This window comes from Streptosporangium sp. NPDC002607, assembly GCF_053592655.1.
The window spans coordinates 1-3,622 of record NZ_JBSFWD010000141.1 but is presented as its reverse complement, the minus strand read 5'-3'; the positions used below and the strand labels follow the sequence as shown (position 1 = coordinate 3,622).

The window sequence follows — 3,622 nt, the reverse complement described above, 5'->3', positions numbered from 1 at the left end:
CTGCCCGAGGGCGGGGCGATGGTGTCGGTCCAGGCCGGCCGGGCGCAGGTCGAGCCGGTGCTGGAGGACGGGGTCGTCATCGCCGCGGTGAACGGGCCGTCGTCGGTGGTGATCGCCGGGGACGGGGACGCCGTCCTGCGAACCGCCGCGCGTTTCGGCAAGGCCACCCGGCTGCGGGTGAGTCACGCGTTCCACTCGCCGCTGATGGAGCCGATGCTGGCGGAGTTTCGGGAGGTCGTCGAGGGGCTGACCTTCGGCGAGCCGAGGACGCCGATCGTCTCCACCGTGACCGGCGAGGTGGTCGACGCCGCCTACCTGTGCTCGGCGCAGTACTGGGTGGACCACGTCGTGCGTCCGGTGCGTTTCGCCGCGGCGGTGCAAGCTGCGGGCTCGGCGGGGGCCAGGGTGTTCTTGGAGCTGGGTCCGGACGGCGGGTTGTCGGCGCTCGTTCACCAGAACCTCTCGGTTCGCCAGGACTCGCACAAGCCGGCGGCTGCCTTTCCCGTTCTGCGTAAGGACCGCGGTGAGGAGGCGGCGGCGTTGGCCGCGGCCGCCCGGTTGTATGTGCGTGGTGTGCCGATGCGATGGCGGGAGCTGTTCCCGGCCGCTCACCGGGTGGATCTGCCGACCTACGCGTTCCAACAGGTGCGGTACTGGCCCAAACTCTCGGTGGCCGCGGGCGATGTCACCGCTGCCGGGCTGGACCTGCCGCGTCATCCGCTGCTGGGCGCGGCCATGGAGCTGCCCGACACCGGCGGGTTCCTGTTCACCGGTCTGGTCTCGACCGCGGCGCATCCGTGGCTGTCGGACCATGTGGTGGCCGGGCAGGTGCTGCTGCCCGGCACGGCCTTCGTCGAGCTGGCCCTGCGGGCCGGCGAGGAGGTCGGCTGTGGCCTGTTGGAGGAGCTCACGCTCATCTCCCCGCTGGTGATGCCCGAGCGGGGAGGTGTTCAGGTGCGGGTGGCGCTCGGCGCCGTCGACGACAGCGGCAGGCGGACGGTGGGGGTGTATTCCCGTCCGGAGGGTGAAGCGGACGCGCCGTGGGCTCAGCACGCCACCGGTGTGCTCGCCTCCGCCGCGCCGACGAGCGTCCCTGACGCGGGGATGGAGGAGTGGCCCCGCGCGGACGCCGTCACGGTGGACCTCGACGGCTTCTACGACCGGCGGGCGGCGGTGGGTTTCTCCTACGGTCCGGCGTTTAGGGGGGTGCGCGCCGTCTGGCGTACCGAGCGGGAGGTGTTCGCCGAGGTCGCCCTGCCCGAAGACGTCGCCGCCGACGCGGGCTCCTACGGGTTGCATCCGGCCCTGCTCGACGCTGTGCTGCAGGTGGCATCGCCGGCCGGGCTCGACGAGGCGGAGGGCGGACTGCTGCCCTTCGCCTGGAGCGGGGTGTCGCTGCACGCGTCCGGCGCCTCGGCGCTGCGGGTCCGGATGAGCATGGCGGGCCCGGACGCGGTCACGCTGGTCGTGGCCGATGCCGGGGGCGTGGTGGCCTCGGTGCGCTCCCTGGCGTTCCGCGCTTCGCGGCCTGCGGCACGCACCGGCGGCGGGCCGCTGCTGCGGCTGGACTGGCCGCTCGTGGCGGCATCCGGGAACGGAGACGATCCGGCCAGGCGGTGGTCGGTGCTCGGCCCCGACGGGTGGGGTCTGGTCGCCGCCCTGCGCGAAGCCGGGCAGGTGGCGGACATCGCGCATGAGATGGAGCCTGCCGCGGACGTGACCTTGGTGCCGGTCCCGGTTCCCGCCGGGGACGACGTTCCGGCCGCGGTGCGGTCGGTGACCTCGGCGGTCCTGGCCCGGCTGCGGGAGGCCGGGCGCGACGAGCACGCCAACCGCCTGGTGGTCTTCGTGACTTCAGGCGCGGTGGCGGTGGCTACCGAAACCGTGGCCGACCCCGTCGCGGCGGCGGTATGGGGTCTGGTGCGTTCGGCGCAGGTGGAGAACCCGGGGCGGTTCGTCCTGCTGGACCTTGATCGCGATCAGGTGGATGCCGGTCGGGTGGACGGACGGATGCTGGTCGCGGCGCTGGATTCCGGCGAGCCGCAGTTGGCGGTGCGCGACGGGCTGCTGCGGGTGCCGCGCCTGGTCAGGGTCGACGACGACCACTCTCAGAGCGGGCCGGCTGTCGGCACCGTCTCGCCGGCACCGGGCACCGTCGGGGGTGTCGACGGTGCCGCGTCGATGTGGAGTGCCGGCGGCACGGTGCTGGTCACCGGTGGTCTGGGTGGGCTGGGCGCGCTGGTCGCGCGTCATCTGGTGGCCGAGCATGGTGTGTGTCACCTGGCTCTGGTGGGTCGTCGTGGCCCGGATACCGAGGGCGCCGCGGAACTGGTGTCGGAGCTGAGAGCCCTGGGTGCCGAGGTCATGGTCGTGGCCTGCGATGTGTCCGATCGTGAGTCTTTGGCCGAAGTGATCGCTGCGATCCCGCCAGAGCACCCGCTCACCGGGGTGGTACATGCCGCGGGTGTGCTCGATGACGGCCCGATCGACGCTTTGACGCCCGAGCGGATCGACGCCGTGCTGCGGCCGAAGGCGGACGGCGCCTGGCACCTGCACGAACTCACCCGCGACCTCGACCTGACCGCGTTCGTGGTGTTCTCCTCGGTGACCGCGACGCTCGGCAACGGCGGCCAGGCAAGCTACACCGCGGCGAACGCCTTCCTGGACGCTTTGGTGCGGCAGCGCGCCGCTCAGGGGCTGGCGGGCGTGTCGATCGGGTGGGGGCCGTGGCAGCAGGACACCGGGATGACCAGTGCCCTCACCGAGACCGACATGCGGCGCATGGCCCGGGCCGGGCTGCTGCCCCTGGCCGCCGAGCAGGGACTCGCCTTCTTCGACGTCGCGATGGTGAGCGGTGAACCGGTGGTGGTGGCGGCGCGGCTGGATCGGGCCGCGCTGCGGGCGCGAAGCAGTGTCCCGGCGGTCTTCCGCGCGCTGGTGCCCGCTCCCATGCGGCAGGCGGCTGTCACGCCTGCCGCCTTCGCCGCCCTGGGCGGGCTGTCGGGACGGGCGCTCGGCGAGGAGGTGTCCCGGATGGTGCTCGGGCAGGTGGCCGCCGTACTGGGGCACGCCTCGGCGAACGCGATCTCGCCGGACCTGACCTTCCAGGACCTCGGTCTTGACTCCCTCACCTCGGTGGAACTGCGTAACCGGCTGATCGAGGCGACCGGGATGCGCCTGGCGGCCACGCTGGTGTTCGATCAGCCCACCCCCGCGGCGGTGGCCCGTTTCATCCGCGAGCGACTTGAGGGCACGGACGCCGCGGCGCCTGTGCAGGTCGCGGCCCCGGTCACCGGGGATCCGATCGTCATCGTCGGCATGGCCTGCCGGTATCCGGGCGGGGTCACCTCACCGGAGCAGTTGTGGGAGCTGGTCGCTGAGGGTAAAGACGCCATCTCCGGTTTCCCGGCCGATCGTGGCTGGGAGGTCGCGGACACCTCTTTCACCCGTGCGGGTGGATTCCTGTATGACGCGGCTGAATTTGATGCTGAGTTCTTCGGGATCTCGCCGCGCGAGGCGCTCGCGATCGACGTCCAGCAGCGGCTGCTGCTGGAGACCTCCTGGGAGGCCGTCGAACGGGCGGGCATCGACCCGCTCACCCTGAAGGGCAGCCCGACCGGCG

Annotated in this window: 1 protein-coding gene; it reads left to right on the top strand. The window is 72.5% G+C overall.

The features are described from left to right. Positions 1 to 18: 18 nt before the first annotated feature. Positions 19 to 3,622: SDR family NAD(P)-dependent oxidoreductase (locus ACWD3H_RS47460; RefSeq protein ID WP_451959770.1), on the top strand; the 3,604-nt coding region annotated here is incomplete at its 3' end.